A 19275-nucleotide genomic window follows, 5' to 3' on the forward strand; every position below is an offset into this window, starting at 1 on the left:
AAGCTATTTTAAAAATTGAGGCCAATTTGTAACAAATCAAGCACTTTAAATACTAATACCACAAAGAACTGCCAACCATGTTCAAACGATTTATCAGTCTTCAGTGGAAATCCTTTTTTAGGTCATCGTCCATGGGAAAAAGTCTTGGCCTAAAAATTTTGATGATTTTCTTGGGGATTTATTTGCTGTCCGTTCTTATTATGGCAGGTGTTGGCGCCTATTTTGCGCTAAGAGAAATTTTTCCCAATGAGAACCCCATGTGGATTTTGAGTCAATTTATGGTGTATTGGGTGCTGATTGAATTGTTTTTCCGGTATTTTTTACAGAAGCTTCCGGTGATGGATATTAAGCCTTTCCTGTCCATGCCTATTAAAAAAAGCGTCATAGCTCATTATATTTTGGGTCGTTCAGGTGTGTCAATGTATAACTTGATGGCCATTTTCTTTTTTGTGCCCTTTGGAATTGTGCTACTGTTTCATGGCTATCCGGGACTAAATGTTGGTTTATGGTTGCTATCCATTTTGGCGATTGTACTTTGCATCAACTACATTAACTTTTTAATCAATAAAAGTGATAAAGCCTTGATAATTATAGGAGGTCTTATCTTAGTGCTTTTTGGATTGGATTATTTCAACGTTTTTCAGGTCAAGGAATTCTTCGGTCCTGTTTTTCATGGCTTGTATCAATATCCTTTAATGGTGTTGGTTCCAATTGCTATTGCGATACTCACCTATTGGTTGAATTTCAACTATCTAAAAAATCGGATTTCTTTGGACGCATCGCTCAAGACAAAATCTAAAGAAGCCAAGGTGTCAGATATGGCTTGGACCAGACGTTTTGGGGAAATGGCTCCTTTTTTGCAGATGGACCTTAAAATGATTTGGCGGAACAAACGTACCAAAGCCCAAGTTTTTATCTCCCTGCTCTTTGTTTTCTATGGATTGATTTTCTACACCCAAGAAATATATGCCAACATGATGCCCATGTTTGCCTTTTTGGGCATTTTTATGACAGGAATTTTCTTGAGCAACTTTGGACAGTTCATTCCCGCTTGGGACAGCAGCTATTATGGTATGATGATGGCGCAGAACATACCCCTACGAAAATATTTGGAATCCAAGGCAAGTCTCATTTCTTTCAGTGTGGTGGTCATGTTTTTGCTCACCATTCCCTATGTCTATTTTGGTTGGAATGCCTTGGCCATAAACTTTGGAAGTGCTTTGTACAATTTAGGGGTCAACATTCCGGTGATACTCTACTTTGGGTCTTTCAACAAAAAACGAATCGATTTGGATAAAAGTCCATTTGGTAACATGCAAGGGACGAGTGCCAATCAATTTTTGATTATGCTACCTGTTTTGGGACTGCCCATTATAATTTTTACCGTAGTCTATTATCTCATTTCCATTGAAGCGGCGGTAATTACGCTTTCGGCACTTGGAATAATAGGTCTTGCATTTAAAAACTATTTCCTCAACAAGATAACCGAACAATACAGAATAAAAAAGTATGGCATGATCGCCGGCTTTAAAGAAAAGAACAGTTAAAAAAATACTATGATTACTGCGGAAAATTTAACCAAGGTCTATGGTTCACAAATTGTGCTGAACATACAGAATCTGGACATACCCAAAGGACAAAGTTTTGGACTTGTGGGGAACAATGGGGCTGGGAAGACGACTTTTTTTAGCCTTTTGTTGGATTTGATTCAGCCTACCACGGGAAAAATCATAAACAATACCATTCAAGTAGATGTTAGCGAAGCATGGAAACCGTTTACCTCTGCCTTTGTGGATGAGTCTTTTTTGATAGGCTACCTAACCCCCGAGGAGTATTTTTATTTTATCGGGGAGCTTCGAGGTAAAAACAAAGCAGATGTTGACGCGTTATTGTCCACTTTTGAAGATTTTTTCCATGGTGAGATTTTGGGTCAAAAGAAATTTTTGAGAGATTTATCCAAAGGAAATCAAAAGAAAGCAGGAATAGTAGCTTCCTTCATTGGCGACCCAGAAGTTGTGATTTTGGATGAACCTTTTGCAAACCTGGATCCTACCACCCAGATTCGTTTAAAAGGAATCATCAAGGAACTGGCTTCGCAAAAAGAAGTTACTGTTTTGGTTTCCAGTCATGACTTACTTCATGTAACCGAAGTTTGTGAGCGCATTGTAGTCCTAAATAAAGGTGAAGTAGTAAAGGACATTCAAACCTCTCCAGAGACTTTAAAGGAATTGGAATCCTTTTTTGCGGCATAAAAAAATGGGCGCCACTTTAGTGGCGCCCTAAATACTTTGTGGCAACTTAATCTTAGCCCATCATGGAAGGGTCATAGAAGAATTGGGCTTTTTTAATTTTTCCACCTTCTACCTGATACATGCAGAACTCTTCCATGTTCACTCTACCACCTTCTTTAAAGGTAACATCGCTGGTCATAGGTACCATAAAATGGTTGCCGACTACCATGGGGTCTCCTACGGTACCTCCATGAGCCTCTTCAATGCCACTGGCCCATTGGGCATAGCCTTGAATAATGTTCTCTAGCCCTTCGGTACGTTCGTTAGGAACACCTGGCATTTCCACGCTAACGGCATCATCTGCGTATAGGCCATAAGCTTCTTCGTATTTGCCTTCTCTGCAAAGGCTTACCAATTTGTCTGCGACTTCTTGTGTTGTCATTTTTAGTTGCTGTTTTTATGATTAATAAATAAACTCATTGATCAATCGAAAGCTTGGTTTAAATAAGTGTTCAGGGGTTTTATGGCTTCAAAATGGACCATGATCTCTTCCAAAAGTCCATTGCCACCATAAAAAGGCTCCAAAGGAAATTCTGCCATGGCATAGAACTGCTTGTGATAGATCAAATCCGTTTTTTTCGCAACGGATAAAAAATTCTTGTCCAATCTTTTGGCTTTTTCCCCTTTAAGCCTTCCAAAATTTTGAACAAAATTCGTTGCTTCTACAATTTGGATAAGTTCTTCAGGATTGTACAGCATATGCTCGCGTACTTTTTTAAGTTCTGGGCCACGGAGCATAAACAGCCCACCCCCAACATGAATATTTATGGCATCAATGCCGAGATAATAACCTGGAAGGAAGGATTTTTTGCCGTAAGGTGAAAACCCAGCTTTTACTATGGTATGGTAAGGTGTTTTGTCCTTGGAAAAACGGACATCCTTATTAATTCGGAACAACGCTTTTTTGGGGTCAGGTAAGATTCGTGGATCCCATTCACAGAGGCTGGGCAATAGTTCCTCGAGCAAATTCAAAAAAGGAGTCTTCACATCATTTTCATAATGTTTTTTATGGGCTTTAAACCAATCTTTGTGATTGTTGTTGGAAAGCTCCTGTAGAAAAGTGCTGAAATCTTCAGTAATCATATCATCCTTATTATGATGTTCAAGGCCAATGTGCTCAGATCCTCCCATTTGTCTTGGTGATCAAAATCAACTTCATACCAACCAGATAGTGGTTTTTTGGTTTTGAAGGGACTAAACTCTAACAGTTCCAAATCAAGTTCATGTATTGGATAATCCTTTCCTAATTTAAAAACCATTTTCTGCTTTTTGGAATAAAAAGCAAAAACTTTTCTTTTGTAATGAATAGCAGGAGAGCTCATCATTTTTCCCTCGGTCACATGCTCGTGTTTCAAGCACATGTTTGACCGTATCTCCAAAAACTTTTCATACTCCATTTGCTCCAAAACTACAAAAGAGGGCGAAGCCTCATAAAGGGGGAACAAGACACTTTAAAGGGTTGATTCTGCCAAGTTTTACAGCTACATTTATAGCACAAAAACTACTGACAATGAAACACGTATGTATTTTGGTTCCTAAAGGGAATGCAATTCTGAGCAGTGTAGTAGGACCTTTTAAAGTGTTGATGGCCACCAATCAATATCTGAACAAGGTTGAAAACAGGACGGGAGACTTTTTCGAAATCCATTTGGTAGGACTGGAGAAGGATTATTCCCTCTATAATGGATTGTTCAGTATCCACTGTCAGAAGACTATCCACGAAGTGGAAAAAACAGACTTGGTTTTGATTCCGGCCCTAAGACCAGACAAGATGGTTGAGGATTTAGAGGCCAATAAGGATTTTATTCCGTGGATTCTTCATCAGCGCAATGTTCATGGAGCAGAGGTCGCGAGTATGTGCATAGGGGCTTTTATATTGGCGCAAACCGGTCTGGTAGATGGAAAACAATGCGCCACTCATTGGGCGGGGATGGATATGTTCAGAATGATGTTCCCAAAGGTAAATTTGGTTTCCAATAAAATTGTAACAGAAGAAGACGGTATTTATACAAGCGGAGGGGCCTACTCTTTTTTAAATCTCATGCTGCACTTGGTGGAAAAGTATTGTGGAAGAGGAGCGGCAATCTATCTTTCTAAATTTTTTGAAATAGAAATGGATCGAGAAGATCAAAATCAATTTGCCATCTTCCAAGGGCAAAAAGACCACGGGGATACTGCCATTAAACAGGCCCAAAAATATATCGAGAGCAACATTCAGCATAAAATATCCGTGGAACAATTGGCCAAAAAGTTTGCCATCAGTAGTCGCAATTTTGTAAGGAGGTTTAAAAAGGCCACCCAGAACACCCCATTGGAATACATTCAAAGAGTAAAGATAGAAGCAGCCAAAAGAAGCTTGGAATCCACGCAACGGAATGTGAATGAGGTGATGTATCAAGTAGGTTATGCAGACCAAAAAGCGTTTAGAACAGTATTTAAAAAATATGTGGGTCTATCGCCGGTTGCCTATAAGGCAAAATACAATAGGAGCAGGGTTGCCTATGAGCGCCCAAGCGCGTGGTAAATCAAATGACTTCGTAATTGTTCGCCCAGTAGTTGAAAAATATTGTATTTTATCGATGAGCCTTAAAATAATCTGGATGTTTTTCAGTTAAGGTTAGATACGATCAGCAATAGTTTTGAAGCTTCAGCATACATTTTTATCGTTAATAGTTCTATCTGTATTGGTACTGGGTTCTTGTTCCACTAAGAAGGATGCCTTTATCAATAGGAATTGGCATGCCCTAAACACCAAGTACAATACCCTTTATAATGGTAATATTGCCTTTGAGCAAGGCCGTGAAGAACTGAATTCCAGTTACCGTGATGATTATTGGGAAATACTTCCTGTGGAACGTTTAGAGGTGACCGATGAGATAAAGCTGGATTCAGAAGACAACAACCCCAATTTCATCATTGCAGAGGAGAAGGCCACAAAGGCCATTCAAAAGCATAGTATGGACATTAAAGATGAGGAGCGCAATCCGCAAACGGATGAAGCTTTTCTTCTTTTGGGCAAAGCCAGATATTTTGACCAACGCTATATCCCCGCTTTGGAATCCTTCAATTATATCCTTCGGAAATATGTGGAGAGCGACAAACTGAACGAAGCCACCATTTGGAGGGAAAAGACCAATATGCGTTTGGACAATCCTGAGGTTGCGATTAAAAATTTGAAAAGACTCTTTAAGTTTGAATCACTAAAAGATCAAGAATATGCCGATGCAAATGCGGTTTTGGCACAATGCTATATCAACCTGAAAGCTCCTGACACTGCTATTCAAAAATTAAAGATTGCCCAAGCATACACCAGAAAAAACCCAGAAAAGGGAAGGTATCTTTTTATCATAGGCCAATTGTACAATCAATTAGGTTATAAAGACAGTGCCAATTATGCTTTTGATAAAGTAATTGACCTAAATAGAAAATCACCTCGTGTGTATATGATCAATGCACACCTGAAAAAGATTCAGAATACAGAAATCTCGCAGGCAAACAAGGAGGAGCTGTTCGAATATCTAACAGATTTGGAGGAAAATCGGGAAAATCGTCCTTTTTTGGATAAAATCTTTAGAGAGATTGCCCAATTTCATTTGAACAACAAGTCAGATAGTTTGGCCTTGGCTTATTACAACAAATCGTTGCGGGCCACTCCTCAAGAAGAACGAAAATTGAATGCCCTGAACTATCAAAGTTTGGCTGATTACTATTTTGACCAAGATCAATATAAGACTTCAGGTGCATATTATGACAGCACACTCACCAATCTTGTTCTGAACACTAAAAAGTATAGGAGCATCAAAAAGAAATTGGACAATCTGGAAGATGTAATTAAATATGAAGATATCGTTCAATATACTGACAGTGTCATTACATTGTATGAAATGCCCGAGGCAGAAAGGAAAGCTTATTTTGAGGATTACATTGCAGAACTAAAACGGAAAGAAGAAGCCGCAGCCGAAAAAGAATTGCAACGCTCCAATGCTGGATTTGCAGCCTTTGCAGAGAGCAAAGGGGGCAAAGCGAACAAAGGGAAGTTCTATTTTTATAATGTTACCAGTTTGGGGTATGGTAGGAATGATTTTAAAACTAGGTGGGGCGATCGCGTATTGGAAGATGACTGGCGATGGAGCAATAAATCAAGAACATTAATTTCCGAAGCCACGGGCACTGAGGTGACTTCCAATGGTCAGAACCCAGAGGAGCTAATGGATGACCAAAAATATTCTCTGGACTTTTATTTGGAGCAAATACCAACAGATGTTGCCGAAATAGATAGTTTGAAGATTGAGAGGAACTTTGCCAACTATCAATTGGGATTGATCTATAAAGAAAAATTCAAGGACAATCTTTTAGCAGCCGCGAAGCTTGAACGTGTTTTGGCTTCCAATCCAGAAGAAAGACTGGTCTTGCCATCAAAATACAACCTGTACAAAATTTATGAAGAATCTGGCAGTCCGTTAAAGGACAATATGAAGCAAGATATTATTAGCAATCACCCTGACACGCGCTACGCGGAAATCCTTTTAAACCCCGAAGCAGTTTTAGAAGGCAGTAGCGATAGCCCAGATGCACATTACAACTCGCTTTTTAAATTATATCAGGAGCAACAATTCCTTCAGGTTATAACCCAAGCCGAAGGATATATTAGTCGATATACCGGAGATCCCATTGTTCCAAAATTTGAAATGCTCAAGGCGAATGCCATTGGTCGCTTACAAGGTTTTGAAGCTTTTAAAGAAGCCCTGAACTACGTAGCGCTCACGTATCCCAACAACCCTGAAGGCAAAAAAGCAGAAGAAATAGTTTCAGACCAGTTGCCCAAACTGGAAAGCAGGGAGTTTTCGCCAGAAGTTGGTGCTTCGGGAAGCGGGAACTGGAAAGTAGTTTTCCCATTTAAAATAAGGGACAATGAAAAAGCGTTAGAGTTAAAGAAAAGGTTGGAAGAAGTCGTTAAAGACTTGCATTATAAAAATATTATTTCCAAGGACATCTACAATTTGGAAGACCAATTTGTGGTTGTGCACGGATTTAAATCGAAGGACTTTGCGCTAGGTTTTGCCGAGCTTATAAAAAACAACAAGGACTACAGAATCAAAGATGAGAATTTCGTAGTTTTATCAAACAATTATAAAATTATACAAGTCCACAAGAACTTAAAATCATACAAAGCACAAATTTTAACCCCAAAACCCTAGAACACGATGTTTTCTGACAACAAAAAACCACGCCCTATGACAGAATTTGGAGGACAGCCCAACAGAATTGAGAAAAACACCAAGATAAAAGGTGATATAACTTCTGAAGCAGATTTCAGAATAGATGGAAAATTGGAAGGCAATGTAGTTACCTCCGGAAAAGTGGTCATTGGTAAAGATGGCTATATCAATGGTAAAGTAGAATGCGTTAATGCTGATATTGAAGGAAAGTTCAATGGCGAGCTCAACGTAAAGGATTTACTTTCCCTTAAAGCTTCTGCTGTGATTGAAGGTACAGTTAGCGTAGCAAAATTGGCAGTGGAGCCTGGAGCAACATTCAACGCCGCTTGCACCATGGGCAAAGGAGCCGCTACTCCAACCCATAAATTACAGTCCACTAAAACGAATGAGCCAGCAAAAGTCTCCTAAGAAGAAAAGACAGTTAAATTCTTATGTAAAGTTTTCTGGAATTGTTTTTCAAATGATTTCAATTATTCTCATTGGCACTTTTGTAGGCATAAAACTGGATGAGAATTACCCAAATGACCAAAATTGGTTCACAATAGGTTTTTCTCTTTATAGTGTCATTACTTCGATTATTTTTGTGATTAGAAAAATCACCAAATAATTGAATAAATGAACACGCAAAGAACCTTTAGGAAAAGTCAATCGTCTTTTCTTTTGAAATTATGTCTTTTGACATTTATATTATTTGCTGTTCATTGGTGGTTGTTGATTAACCTCTTTTCTACTTTAGAGTTATTCTTACCAGTTTGGCAGGTATATATTTTTCATTTTGTGACCGTTATGATTGTGTATACAATTATTAACTATAAGACTTTTCATGGAGGAGGGGCTATTTTAAACACTTTCTTGGTTTCTACAATAGTAAAAATGCTACTTTGCATTGTTTTCTTGTTACCTCTGTTGTTGTCTGATTTTCAAAACAAGAAGCCTGATGTTTTCAATTTTTTCATACCTTATTTTGTGTTTCTTTTCTTTGAAGTGTTCAGCTTAAGCACTCTTTTAACAAAGAAATAATTGAGCTAAAAGACTGTTGGCTTAAAATGACCCTAATAATGTTTGTGGATTATTAGAATGTCCTTACATTTGCACGGAATTTTTAGGACCCTTTATTCTAATATATTAGGAATGAAATTTACCAGCTGGAAAATCCTTTTATTAGGTTTTATTGTTTTTTTACTTTCCTCTCCTGTTTTTGCGGTATTGCAGCACCAAGACCAAGCCGAATATTTGGTTGAAGAAATAGAAGAAAAAGAAGAAGAATTTGATGCTCAAGGAATGATTATTCACCATGTACTTGATGCACATGAATTCCACATTCTTGATTGGAACAATCATTCGATTTCTTTGCCTCTTCCAGTGGTATTGTGGACAGACAAAGGACTGACCACTTTTATGTCAAGTAAATTTCATCACGATGATTCAGGTCATACAGTGGTTGAAACAAATGGCGGACGTTTTGTAAAACTCCATGAGACTATCTACCAATTGGATGAAGGAGCCTCGGAGATTGTATTTGACAATGAGCATCACCCGACAAACGCATCAAAACCATTGGATATTTCAATTACCAGAAATGTTTTTATGATGTGGGTTTCTGTTATTGTCTTGTTGTTGATTTTTACAGCGGCTGCAAGGAGATATAAAAGATCTGAAAACAATGTGCCAACTGGCATTGCTGGTTTTATAGAGCCATTAGTAGTTTTTGTTAGAGATGAAATAGGGATTCCTATGATTGGCGAGAAGAAATACAAAAGGTATATGCCCTACTTATTGACCATTTTCTTCTTTATATGGATAAATAACATTTTCGGTTTGATTCCAATACTTAATGGTGCGAATTTGAGCGGAAATATTGCCTTTACCATGACATTGGCAGTGTTTACTTTTATCATTACCACATTTAGCGGCAATAAAAATTATTGGAAACACATCTTTTGGATGCCTGGAGTTCCAGTTCCCATGAAAATATTTTTGGCGCCAATCGAGATAATAGGAATGTTTGTAAAGCCAATTTCCTTAATGATTCGATTGTTTGCGAACATTACAGCAGGTCACATTATTGTATTGGCTTTAATGTCATTGATTTTTATTTTCAAATCGATATTTATAGCACCTGTGTCTGTTGCTTTCTCTTTGTTCATTGGAATAATTGAGATTATTGTAACAGCGATTCAAGCATATATTTTTACAGTTTTATCGGCCCTTTATTTTGGAATGGCCACAGAAGAAGAACATCATTAAATTAATTATTTAAATATTTCAAACTATGAGTCTAGCATTAGTACAGGAAGCGGTTACCGCTGCAGATTACGGAGCAATTGCCGCAATCGGAGCTGGTTTAGCTGCAATTGGAGCTGGTATTGGTATTGGTAACATTGGCGGAAGAGCCATGGAAGCAATGGCACGTCAACCAGAAATGCACGGAAAGATTCAATCATCTGCATTGATTTTGGCAGCCTTCGTTGAGGCGGTTGCACTTTTCGCAGTGGTAGTTTCATTCCTTAAGTAATAGAATTAAGGTGTAACGGTTGGTTGCACCTTAATTTTAATGATGTCTAAAAATTAAAAAATAATGGATAGTAGTCAATTTGTAACACCTGGTTTTGGTCTTGTCTTTTGGACAGCAATTACATTTATATTCTTGCTCATAATTCTTCGCAAGTTTGCGTGGAAGCCAATATTAGGTGCAGTTAGTGAAAGAGAGGAATCTATAAAAAGTGCTTTAGAGTCTGCTGAGGAAGCCAAAAAGGAAATGCAAAACCTTCAAGCGGATAACGAACGCATACTTAAAGAAGCAAGAGCAGAGCGGGATGCGATGCTTAAAGAAGCAAGAGAATTGAAGGAGGGGATTATCTCAGAAGCAAAGGAGCAGGCTAAGTCTGAAGGCGATAAACTGATGAAACAGGCCCAAGCCGCCATTGAAAGTGAAAAGAAAGCTGCCGTAGCGGATATCAAGGCTCAGGTTGCCAATCTTTCCATCGATATTGCAGAAAAAGTGATCAAAGAAGAGTTGTCCGATAAAAAGAAGCAGTTGAAGTTGGTAGAGGACACCTTAGGAGATATCAAATTGAACTAAGAACAAATGAACCAGAATAGGGCAGCCATACGCTACGCAAAAGCAACCTTGGATTTCGCTATTGAAAAGAAAGCGGCAGATACCGTTGAAAAAGATATGCGAGACATTGCTGCTGCAATTTCGGAAAACCAAGAATTGCAAAACCTTTTGGAAAGCCCTGTAGTAAAGGCAGAGGTAAAAAAAAGCAGTTTGCAGGAAATATTCAAGGGCTGTAATGAGATTTCAAAAGGACTTATCGGCACACTGACCGATAACAAGAGAATATCCATGTTGCAGGAAGTAGCCTATAAATACATTATCCTTCATGAAAAACTGAAAGGGGAAGATGTAGCCTATGTTACCACTGCTGTTCCATTAACAGCTGCTTTGGAAAAGAAAATATTGGCCGAGGTCACTAAAATGACAGGAAACAAGGTCACTATAGAAAATAAAGTTGACGAAAGCATTGTAGGAGGATTTGTATTGCGTGTTGGGGATTTGCAATACGATGCCAGTGTCGCAAACAAATTGAACGGATTAAAAAGAGAATTTACAAATAGTCTATAAAAATGGCAGGAGTAAAAGCCGCTGAGGTATCAGCAATTTTGAAGAAACAATTATCTGGTTTTGAAGCAACCGCTTCCTTGGACGAAGTAGGTACCGTATTGCAGGTAGGGGATGGTATTGCCCGTGTTTACGGACTTTCCAATGCACAATACGGAGAGCTTGTGGAGTTTGATGGTGGAATGCAGGGAATTGTTCTGAACCTTGAAGAAGACAATGTTGGTGTTGTATTGTTGGGTCCATCCAAAGAAATTGTGGAAGGAGCTACTGTAAAAAGAACACAACGTATAGCATCCATCAATGTTGGTGAAGGTATTGTTGGTCGTGTGGTGGATACCTTGGGTAACCCCATCGACGGAAAAGGACCTATTGCCGGTGATACTTACGAAATGCCATTGGAACGTAAAGCTCCAGGAGTTATTTATCGTCAGCCGGTAAATGAACCATTGCAGACGGGTATTAAAGCGGTTGATGCGATGATTCCGATCGGTAGAGGACAGCGTGAGTTGGTGATCGGTGACCGTCAAACGGGTAAGACCACGGTTTGTATCGATACCATTTTGAATCAAAAAGAATTCTACGATGCTGGTGAACCTGTTTACTGTATCTATGTTGCAGTAGGTCAAAAAGCATCAACAGTTGCGGCCATTGCCAAAACTTTGGAAGATAAAGGAGCTTTGGCCTACACTACAATTGTAGCGGCCAATGCATCTGACCCTGCTCCAATGCAGGTTTACGCTCCGTTTGCAGGTGCTGCTATTGGAGAATACTTTAGAGATACAGGTCGTCCAGCTTTGATCATTTATGATGATTTGTCAAAACAAGCGGTCGCTTACCGTGAGGTATCCCTTCTTTTGAGAAGACCTCCAGGTCGTGAAGCTTATCCTGGTGACGTTTTCTACTTGCACTCAAGATTATTGGAGCGTGCTGCAAAAGTGATTGCAGATGACGATATCGCCAAAGAAATGAACGATTTGCCCGAGACACTCAAGCCAATCGTAAAAGGTGGTGGTTCTTTGACCGCACTTCCAATTATTGAAACACAGGCAGGTGACGTATCAGCTTATATCCCAACCAACGTAATCTCCATTACAGATGGTCAGATATTCTTGGAGCAAGATTTGTTCAACCAAGGTGTTCGCCCGGCGATCAACGTAGGTATCTCAGTATCACGTGTGGGTGGTTCGGCTCAGATCAAGTCCATGAAGAAAGTGGCAGGTACCTTGAAACTGGATCAGGCCCAGTTCCGTGAATTGGAAGCTTTTGCCAAGTTTGGTTCCGATTTGGATGCTGCGACATTGAACGTAATTGAAAAAGGACGTAGAAACGTTGAGATATTGAAGCAAGCGCAAAATGATCCTTATACTGTTGAAGATCAAGTTGCCATCATCTTTGCAGGTTCCAAAAACTTGTTGAGAGATGTTCCAGTTGATAAAGTAAAAGAATTTGAAAGAGACTTCATTGAGTTCTTGAATGCCAAGCACAGAGACGTATTGGATACGTTAAAAGCGGGTAAATTGACAGATGAAGTTACTGATACCTTGACAGCAGTCTGTAAAGATCTATCTTCTAAATATAATTAGAAGTTATGAGTGCAGAGTTATGAGTAAATTGAATGAAAGTCCGATTAGGATAAAAAGTTTTCAATTTGCTTGTGACATTGTACGATACTGTGATGAATTAAAAGAAAATAAAGATTTTGAGTTAGCATCTCAATTGCTCAGAAGTGGCACAAGCATTGGAGCCAATACAAGAGAGGCACAAAGAGGTGTAAGCACAAAAGATTTTAAAAATAAGTTTGGGATTGCACTAAAGGAAGCCGATGAAACCCAATATTGGTTGGAAATTTTAGAAGCTACAGGAAGGAAAGTACCCAAAGGCATGATAAGCGATTGTGAAGAGTTAATAAGAATTTTAGTTGCCATAATCAAAAACTCTTAACTCAGCACTTTTTAACTCATAACTTTAAAAATGGCAAACTTAAAGGAAATACGAAATAGAATAGCCTCGGTTTCATCAACCATGCAGATTACCAGTGCCATGAAAATGGTATCTGCTGCCAAGTTGAAAAAAGCCCAGGACGCCATTACAGCTATGCGTCCTTATGCAAACAAACTTACCGAGTTATTGCAAAGTTTAAGCGCTAGTTTGGACGGTGATGCCGGAAGCAAATTTGCAGACAACAGAACCGTGAACAAAGTTTTGGTAGTTGCCATTACCTCTAATAGGGGGCTTTGTGGGGCTTTCAATTCCAATATCATCAAACAGGCCAATGCGTTGATTGGGGAGACCTATGCGGGTAAGCAGGTGGATATTATGGCCATTGGTAAGAAGGGGAATGATATCTTGAGCAAAAAGCAAGACGTTATTGCCAATCACAGTGAGGTTTTTGATACGTTGACTTTTGAGAATGTTGCTTCAATCGCTCAAGATTTGATGAAGTATTTCACCGAAGGTGACTATGATAGAATTGATTTGGTGTACAACAAGTTCAAAAATGCAGCAACACAAATCGTAATGACGGAGCAGTTTTTACCCATTGTTCCTGTAGAGGGTGATGCCTCTGGAGCTGCAGATTATATTTTTGAACCTTCAAAACCAGAGATAGTGGAACAATTGATTCCAAAATCTTTGAAAACACAATTGTACAAAGCTATCCGCGATTCCTTTGCCAGTGAGCACGGTGCCCGTATGACCGCAATGCACAAAGCTACGGATAATGCTACGGAACTCAGAGATCAATTGAAATTGACCTATAACAAAGCAAGACAAGCTGCCATTACCAACGAAATCCTTGAGATTGTTGGAGGTGCAGAGGCACTTAATAACTAATAGCAGTATACATCATATAAAGGGCCACTTCTTTAGAAGTGGCCCTTTTTTCTTTTTAAGGTTCTGGTAAAAGTCCTACTACTTGCAGCTATAGGAAAACCCCAGTTTTTTTATGGTTTTTCTGTAATGAATTTTGGTTGAACTTTTCTACTTTGCAATTGCAGCCCCCCCATCTTTATTATAAACTTTTTAAATCCTACTTTATCATGAAAAAGTGTGTTTTTCAGAGATTAGCTTTTCTACTTTTTTCTTTTCTATTCTATGTTTCCTGCGAAACCGAACCTGTACAAATGGATTTGGTTCAAGACGCCCAACAATCCAATGTACTAGTTGAAGAAGTTGACTTTGGTTCTATTCCAGAACTATCAGAAGCCTTGAACAGTACCGGTAAATCTAAATTGGCTAGATCATATGCAGAGAAAGGAGATTCAAAATTTTGGATAGACGAAAATTCGGTGCTCAAGTTAAAAGACTCGGTCAACAATGAAAGTTTTTCAGTTATTATCCATTCAGATGACCCCTCGCCTAAAACATTCTATAACCTTGTAGTAACCAAACGGACAGATGGAAACCCCATAGTACCATTTGTAGTTGAATATAATTTTGATAATGGAGATATATCGAGTTTTGCCAGCGATGAGGAAAAGAATTTTGATGGAACGGTAAACATATATTCTCTTGAAGAGTTTGCAGGTGTCACCGGATTGAATGCTAGGGATACACAATCTGTTGCTTGCTTTGAAGATGTAGGTCAACCGAATACTACCACTACAAACAATACAAGCTCTGGCTCGCCCGGGGCTCCTAGTGGTGCCCCTTCATCAACAACTACTCCCAGCTCTCCCAAAACAGTGAGTGCTCGCCCACATATATCAGTAACAAGAACGTATACAAAAAAAGGAACGGTTACTGTTGGTCAGGGAAGATTTTATATGCCTCCGATGACTTCCAATAAACAAGACCAAAAATCATCAGTCTTAACAGGTAAAGATAACAACCCTTGTCCTGAAGGATGGGTTAGTGTTCCTATAAACGAGATTAAAGTTTTTGCCGACCCAAGTTGTGAAAGTTTTAGGTTTTATAAAGTTGGCAATACGGGAGTACAAGTGGCAGCTGTAGATGGCATATGGGATGTGGTAACAAAATTGGACAGATGCCCCGGACTAGGAGTTGCAGCATCATATCAAACCTATTATTTTCACGTACCGGCAAGATGGAATTCTTTTTATGCGTCCGAGAGAGCTGCCGATGCTTTGGCCGGTGCATTTTTTGATTTACAAAAATGGTTTAGAAAGCAATCGTGTGGACAAATAAACACAGGAGTTCTTGCTATTAAAATGGACGAGTTTATAAAAGAGAATTTTAAGAAAATTGGGGGACAAGCAACAAGAAATGCTCCCTTAGGATGGTCTGGTAGCCCAAGACCATATAAGGAGGATTGGATGGGTACAGATGATTGTTATTAATTTTTGGAAATGAGTTTTGCGTATTTACAATCTATAATTTTATATCTTATTTTGCAAAGCATGAGTATTGATGAGAGCATTCTTAGCACATCGTTATCCGACATGTTCAAGGAGTCTGAGCTTGTGTGTTTGAATATGTCCAATTTTAAAGAGCATCCAGGGCTTACCTCATTTGATTATTGCACAATACAAGGTATTGAGGGGTATCATACCTTTTTGGACTTTAATATTCATAAACTTGCTTTTAAAGTCGATAATAGCAAAAGAATCAATGAAGTATTATTGATAATCAGAGTTTGGGATTCAACGGATTTTTTTGAAAAAACGGTAAACAATTACGGCTTGCCAAATTCTTCCAGTCTATCTAAATATTATATTGAAAAACATGGATTTAGAATACCGCCAGAAATAGACAGGGATTCATTGCTAAATTATTATGAGAATTTGCCTGAACCACAAATTGAAGAGTTTGAAGAGTTACAAAGTTTAATTTGGTATGATTTAAAGAAAAATTCCCATAAAACTTTAGCTGACATGATCATAAAAAATAAGACGGACCCATCAAACAAGTATTTGGAAAAGGAAATATGGGTTTCTTTTAAAAGAGCAAAAGACTAAAAAGTCCAGTAAGTATATTCTATGCATGTAGATATAAACATTTATGACACGTATATAAGACTTTACCTATGGCAACTTGTTGTGCTATGTGTTTTTTTGTTTTTCTTTTTTTATGGCGTTTTGACCTTCTTTAAAGTTTTGATAAGAAAATGGAGAAAGCATATTTAAACGCGTGGAATAAAAAGAACTTTACTTGTTATAGCGCCTCTTTCAAAGAGGATTTGATAACAGAGGGTTTTGGTATAAATAGTTAAAGATGAAAAAACACTTTATCTATTGGATTATATTCAACCTATTAATTTGGTCCGCGGCTATTTTCCTGTGGAATGAAGATATTATGTTAAATATTGATATATGGTATATTCTGATAGAGTGTTCAAGCATAATTATTGCACTAGCAATCCTTAGCACAATGCTTTTATTGATATCTTTTTTATATAACAAGTTGAAAAGAAGTTTGCGCCATAATCAAAAATCAATTAATTAGGATACTATTTAGATTAGTACCACAATCGTACAGATTATGCATTGAAGATTGACAATCTTACAGGCATGGGAATTGATAATGCTTGGGGAGTATACCCATCAGGCTTTGGAGGAGATAACCCAGGGAAATTAGGTCAAATTTTAAGAACGAGGCATGGAGCAAACACTAATTCCACTAGTACCATTCCTCCAACTCAATACAGAGCCACCACTCGACCAGATTTTGGAGGATGTGATTAGATTATATCATATGGAACTAGATATTGATGGTTATTTGTCAAAGGCCTATATGTTTTACCCCAAAAACATATCACCTATTAAAGGTTTAGATAAATATTTAGATAGTTCAGAATACAAAAAGCTTTTGAATTTTGTGTCTGGCGAAAAGAGTATTTATGAGGCGGATGATTTGAGTGCAATAAAGGATGAAATTGGTCTGGAATTTGATACCATTGTTCAAGATATTACCGTACCGAGTTGGCATGACCGATGCTTCAATTTGCAATTTCTTTTGAATTCTGAAGAAAATGAAAATAAGAAAAATGTAGCATGTACCTTTTAAGTACATTGAGGCGGATAAAAATGATCACTACAATAAAATTATGTTTGAATTGATTAGGCTTCAAAACCCAGAAGTGGAGAGGATAGCTTACCCTGTTTTTCTTATAGATGGAAAATTGGACCATACTATTGAAAACTTAAGATGGTATATTAAAGAACTGGCCCAGAAATAGGGAAAGCCAACATTTAGAACCAAAACGGTTTGTTCAAGACGGGGAGTAAAGGGTTTTACGTAACTTGTAACCACTTTTAAGGTATCTAAAGCACACGCATTTCATTGAACCCGTTAAAAAAGCTTTTCAAACAGACTTTTATTTATGGCCTAGCCACGGTATTCCCAAGGGTCATTTCCTTTTTCCTGCTCCCGCTATATACCTCAGTTTTTAAAAATGCCGCAGGGTATGGGCAGTACACCAATATTTATGCGTGGATTGCAATTTTCAATGTGTTCTTGGCCTATGGGATGGAAACAGCGTTCTTTCGTTTCTACCATAAGAGCGAGGATAAAAAGCATGTGGTTTCCACCTCGTTGATTTCCTTATTGTGTTCGTCTTTGTTGTTTTTGATTTTTGCTTTATCGGTCAAACAAAGTTTGGCGGATTTCACGAATATCAATCCGGCTTATATTGAGTTTACCACATATATTTTGGTTTTGGATGCCTTGGCCATTATTCCCTTTGCGCTGCTCAGGGCCAATGAGAAACCCATGAAATATGCTGTTCTCAAAACCATAAACGTGGCCATAAACCTAACTTTTAATATTTACTTTCTACTTATTTTGCCCAAATTGGCTGAAGGTTCCCAAGAGGGATTTTTCAATTCTATCTATAAAGAAGGATGGGAGATTCAGTATATCTTCATTTCAAATATTATAGCAAGCGGGGTAACCTTGTTGATATTACTGCCTACTTATTTTAAAGTTCCCTATAGATTTGATATTGTTCTTTGGAAACAAATGATGAAGTATGCCGGTCCTGTAATGCTAGCAGGAGTGGCTTTCACCATCAATGAGGTGTTCGATAAAATTTTGTTGACCGAGTTATTGCCCCCTGATGAGGCCGAAGCTGAAGTAGGTAAATATGGGGCCTGTTACAAGTTGGCCCTTTTTATGACGTTGTTCGGAACGGCATTCCGGATGGGCGTGGAACCCTTTTTCTTCAGCCATGCCAAAACAGAAAAACCACAGAAAACCTACGCTCAAATCACCAATTATTTTGTCATATTAGGTAGTGTAATTTTATTAATGGTGGTTGTTTTAGTCAATCCGTTGGGAAAACTTCTAATTAGAAATGAGACCTATTGGGAGGCTTTGGACGTAGTTCCTATTATTTTGTTGGGGAGTTTCTGCTTGGGGATTTACCACAACCTATCCGTGTGGTACAAGATTACAGATCGCACTAAGTTTGGGGCGTACATTTCATTAATTGGAGCGTTGTTGACTTTGGTAATCAATATCGCATTTATTGATAAAATTGGATATATGGCCTCTGCCTTGGCTACATTGGCCGCCTATGGAAGTATGATGATACTTTCGTATTACTTCGGAAGAAAATACTACCCAGTTCCCTACAACATGCGTAAAATACTGTTTTATACTATCATATCCATCACATTTTCTGCACTTTCCTTTTACGTTTTTAATAGAAATTTAATAGCTGGAGGCCTGCTACTTTTGTTATTTTTGATGTTAGTTTACAAGTTGGAAGGAGATCAATTGAAGACCATATTACTACGCCGTGAAGATTAAAATCATTAATACATCAGAAAATGACCTGCCCAATTACGAAACAATTGCATCGGCAGGTATGGACCTTAGAGCAAATATAGATGCACCAATCACCCTAAAATCTCTGGAAAGGACTATTGTGCCCACCGGGATTTTTATGGAGCTTCCGGTAGGCTATGAAGCCCAAGTGCGCCCACGAAGTGGATTGGCGGCAAAAAAAGGAATTACAGTACTCAATGCCCCTGGAACCATTGATGCCGATTATAGAGGTGAGGTAGGAGTGATTTTGGTGAACCTTTCTACAGAAGATTTTGTTGTTGAAAATGGGGAACGGGTGGCCCAAATGGTCATTGCAAAGCACGAACGTGCAGAATGGGTGGAAGTGGAGACACTCTCGGAAACCGACCGTGGTGCGGGAGGATTTGGAAGTACCGGCACACAATAAAAATAA

23 protein-coding genes are annotated in these 19275 nt (G+C 38.5%); 20 read left to right on the forward strand and 3 right to left on the reverse strand.

The genetic code is table 11. The features are described 5' to 3' along the window. Positions 1 to 77: 77 nt before the first annotated feature. Positions 78 to 1547, forward strand: coding sequence for a DUF5687 family protein (locus HJC33_RS06715; protein WP_171658041.1), 1470 nt, complete (start codon positions 78 to 80; stop codon positions 1545 to 1547). A gap of 9 nt (positions 1548 to 1556) precedes the next feature. Continuing rightward, positions 1557 to 2252: an ABC transporter ATP-binding protein gene (locus HJC33_RS06720; RefSeq protein ID WP_171658042.1), complete on the forward strand. Its 696-nt coding sequence runs from the start codon at positions 1557 to 1559 to the stop codon at positions 2250 to 2252. Positions 2253 to 2304: 52 nt separating this feature from the next. Here the strand turns inward: HJC33_RS06720 and HJC33_RS06725 are convergent, their stop codons facing one another. From HJC33_RS06725 to HJC33_RS06735, 3 genes are read right to left on the reverse strand one after another with little or no spacing between them, the layout of a single operon-like run. After that, entirely contained in the window at positions 2305 to 2673 is a 369-nt protein-coding gene (locus HJC33_RS06725) for a nuclear transport factor 2 family protein (RefSeq protein ID WP_171658043.1), read from the reverse strand. 41 nt (positions 2674 to 2714) lie between these two features. Further along, positions 2715 to 3374: a DUF2461 domain-containing protein gene (locus tag HJC33_RS06730; RefSeq protein WP_171658044.1), complete on the reverse strand. Its 660-nt coding sequence runs from the start codon at positions 3372 to 3374 to the stop codon at positions 2715 to 2717. Next, positions 3371 to 3736 (reverse strand): hypothetical protein, encoded by a 366-nt coding sequence (locus HJC33_RS06735; protein ID WP_171658045.1) that lies wholly within the window; start codon positions 3734 to 3736, stop codon positions 3371 to 3373. The genes HJC33_RS06730 and HJC33_RS06735 overlap by 4 nt, the downstream gene beginning before the upstream one ends. Positions 3737 to 3801: 65 nt before the next feature. Here HJC33_RS06735 and HJC33_RS06740 point away from each other — a divergent pair, with 65 nt between their 5' ends. From HJC33_RS06740 to dut, 18 genes are all read left to right on the forward strand, one after another. Then, a complete protein-coding gene (locus tag HJC33_RS06740) occupies positions 3802 to 4815 on the forward strand; it encodes a GlxA family transcriptional regulator (RefSeq protein WP_171658046.1) in 1014 nt (337 codons plus the stop codon). A gap of 115 nt (positions 4816 to 4930) precedes the next feature. Beyond that, a complete protein-coding gene (gene porW / locus HJC33_RS06745) occupies positions 4931 to 7489 on the forward strand; it encodes a type IX secretion system periplasmic lipoprotein PorW/SprE (protein ID WP_171658047.1) in 2559 nt (852 codons plus the stop codon). A gap of 6 nt (positions 7490 to 7495) precedes the next feature. Then, complete coding sequence (locus HJC33_RS06750; RefSeq protein WP_171658048.1) at positions 7496 to 7918, forward strand: bactofilin family protein; 423 nt, start codon at positions 7496 to 7498, stop codon at positions 7916 to 7918. Next, positions 7896 to 8117: an AtpZ/AtpI family protein gene (locus tag HJC33_RS17495; RefSeq protein WP_171658049.1), complete on the forward strand. Its 222-nt coding sequence runs from the start codon at positions 7896 to 7898 to the stop codon at positions 8115 to 8117. Before HJC33_RS06750 ends, HJC33_RS17495 begins: the two co-directional genes overlap by 23 nt. Before the next feature lie 524 nt (positions 8118 to 8641). Then, positions 8642 to 9757 carry a F0F1 ATP synthase subunit A gene (gene atpB / locus HJC33_RS06760; protein ID WP_171658050.1) on the forward strand — a complete coding sequence of 372 codons (1116 nt, stop codon included), beginning with the start codon at positions 8642 to 8644 and terminating at the stop codon, positions 9755 to 9757. 25 nt (positions 9758 to 9782) lie between these two features. Beyond that, positions 9783 to 10025 (forward strand): ATP synthase F0 subunit C, encoded by a 243-nt coding sequence (gene atpE / locus HJC33_RS06765; RefSeq protein ID WP_171658051.1) that lies wholly within the window; start codon positions 9783 to 9785, stop codon positions 10023 to 10025. 63 nt (positions 10026 to 10088) lie between these two features. After that, on the forward strand, positions 10089 to 10592 hold the full coding sequence (locus HJC33_RS06770; RefSeq protein ID WP_171658052.1) for a F0F1 ATP synthase subunit B: 504 nt from the start codon (positions 10089 to 10091) through the stop codon (positions 10590 to 10592). Positions 10593 to 10598: 6 nt separating this feature from the next. After that, positions 10599 to 11138 carry an ATP synthase F1 subunit delta gene (gene atpH / locus HJC33_RS06775; RefSeq protein WP_171658053.1) on the forward strand — a complete coding sequence of 180 codons (540 nt, stop codon included), beginning with the start codon at positions 10599 to 10601 and terminating at the stop codon, positions 11136 to 11138. A 2-nt stretch (positions 11139 to 11140) separates the two neighbouring features. Next, positions 11141 to 12718: a F0F1 ATP synthase subunit alpha gene (atpA, locus tag HJC33_RS06780; protein WP_171658054.1), complete on the forward strand. Its 1578-nt coding sequence runs from the start codon at positions 11141 to 11143 to the stop codon at positions 12716 to 12718. Between the two features lie 19 nt (positions 12719 to 12737). Then, positions 12738 to 13076, forward strand: coding sequence for a four helix bundle protein (locus HJC33_RS06785; protein ID WP_171658055.1), 339 nt, complete (start codon positions 12738 to 12740; stop codon positions 13074 to 13076). A gap of 30 nt (positions 13077 to 13106) precedes the next feature. Continuing rightward, positions 13107 to 13967, forward strand: coding sequence for an ATP synthase F1 subunit gamma (gene atpG, locus HJC33_RS06790; protein ID WP_171658056.1), 861 nt, complete (start codon positions 13107 to 13109; stop codon positions 13965 to 13967). Between the two features lie 206 nt (positions 13968 to 14173). Continuing rightward, positions 14174 to 15433: a hypothetical protein gene (locus tag HJC33_RS06795; RefSeq protein WP_171658057.1), complete on the forward strand. Its 1260-nt coding sequence runs from the start codon at positions 14174 to 14176 to the stop codon at positions 15431 to 15433. A 60-nt stretch (positions 15434 to 15493) separates the two neighbouring features. After that, positions 15494 to 16051: a hypothetical protein gene (locus HJC33_RS06800; protein ID WP_171658058.1), complete on the forward strand. Its 558-nt coding sequence runs from the start codon at positions 15494 to 15496 to the stop codon at positions 16049 to 16051. A gap of 552 nt (positions 16052 to 16603) precedes the next feature. Continuing rightward, a complete protein-coding gene (locus HJC33_RS06805; RefSeq protein ID WP_171658059.1) occupies positions 16604 to 16777 on the forward strand; it encodes a hypothetical protein in 174 nt (57 codons plus the stop codon). Positions 16778 to 16787: 10 nt separating this feature from the next. After that, positions 16788 to 17099 (forward strand): hypothetical protein, encoded by a 312-nt coding sequence (locus HJC33_RS06810; RefSeq protein ID WP_171658060.1) that lies wholly within the window; start codon positions 16788 to 16790, stop codon positions 17097 to 17099. A gap of 40 nt (positions 17100 to 17139) precedes the next feature. After that, a complete protein-coding gene (locus HJC33_RS17425) occupies positions 17140 to 17271 on the forward strand; it encodes a hypothetical protein (protein ID WP_262888098.1) in 132 nt (43 codons plus the stop codon). Between the two features lie 104 nt (positions 17272 to 17375). Next, entirely contained in the window at positions 17376 to 18845 is a 1470-nt protein-coding gene (locus HJC33_RS06815; RefSeq protein ID WP_171658061.1) for a lipopolysaccharide biosynthesis protein, read from the forward strand. Next, the gene (dut, locus tag HJC33_RS06820; RefSeq protein WP_171658062.1) at positions 18835 to 19269 is read left to right on the forward strand and encodes a dUTP diphosphatase; all 435 of its coding nucleotides are present in this window, start codon (positions 18835 to 18837) and stop codon (positions 19267 to 19269) included. The genes HJC33_RS06815 and dut overlap by 11 nt, the downstream gene beginning before the upstream one ends. The last annotated feature ends 6 nt before the right edge of the window (positions 19270 to 19275 follow it).

Source organism: Flagellimonas amphidinii, assembly GCF_013090115.1.
Taxonomy (GTDB): Bacteria; Bacteroidota; Bacteroidia; order Flavobacteriales; family Flavobacteriaceae; genus Flagellimonas; species Flagellimonas amphidinii.